This is a genomic window from Pelovirga terrestris (genome assembly GCF_014773365.1).
Lineage (GTDB): Bacteria > Desulfobacterota > Desulfuromonadia > Desulfuromonadales > Geopsychrobacteraceae > Pelovirga > Pelovirga terrestris.
Map to the genome: position 1 here is coordinate 1 of NZ_JACWUN010000043.1, position 997 is coordinate 997.

The following is a 997-nucleotide window of genomic DNA, read 5'->3' on the forward strand; positions in this document are numbered from 1 at the left end:
GTGCGCCCGGCAGGGCGCGTGGTGCTCAAGCACCATCCATTTGGCTGTGGTGACCAAATGGTGACTTGGAGGTGAAAGTCCTCTGCGGACCCTGATGACGGGAACCGCTAGCCGAACGGCAAGGGTGTCCACCGCGAGGTGGAATCTGAAGGAAGCCGCAGGCAAACTCCCGGCCCGACGAACAGAAATCACATACGAGGCAGCTTCATTCGGGCGAGAAGGCGTAGATCTTCAAAGCCCAATAGTCATCCGGGAGGGTGAGGCTGTATATGTGGCGGGTATATGGGAGGAAGGTCACGCGCATTACCCGGGGAGATCTGTTGGTCTGCCTTGTGCTAGGAATATCGAGAGATGTTCCGATGGATCGACAGAAGTCAGCAGATGCCATAGTAGCTGGGCTAACCACCTTAAGTGAAGGGCTGAACACGAAGCGTTGGACAGGAGCCGAAGTTTCGATGACCACTGAAGTTGCAGAAGACCGGATTGAGATATCCGGTGCCATGGCAAAGGGTAGCGACCGGAAGTCGCCAGAGTATGCCGATGGTGTGACAAGGGGCACGGCAACCGAGGAGCACCCCTGCCCGGAAGCACAGCGGCTGATGGAGAGAATCCTCAGCCGTGAGAATATGCAGGCCGCATTCAAGCGGGTCGTGAGCAATAAGGGAGCCGCCGGTATCGATGGAATGATCGTCAGCGACCTTAGCGCTTACCTACGGCACAACTGGCCCTGCATCCGAGAACAACTGCTGGCGGGCGAGTATCGGCCTCAAGCGGTGCGCAAAGTCGACATCCCCAAAGCATCAGGGGGAACGCGCGCCCTCGGGATACCCACCGTCCTCGACCGGCTTATCCAGCAGGCCATGCATCAGCAGTTGATGCTCATCTTCGAACCGCACTTCTCCGAAGCGTCCTACGGGTTTCGTCCCAGACGCAGTGCCCAGCAAGCCGTCCGAAAGGCCCGGCAGCATGTTGCTGAAGGCTATCGCTGGATTGTCGA

The 997-nt window shown here is 58.4% G+C and carries 1 pseudogene; it reads left to right on the forward strand.

Annotated elements, in window-relative coordinates:
- Positions 1 to 455: 455 nt before the first annotated feature.
- Positions 456 to 997: pseudogene (locus tag ICT70_RS14795) on the forward strand (reverse transcriptase domain-containing protein); the annotation flags it as partial.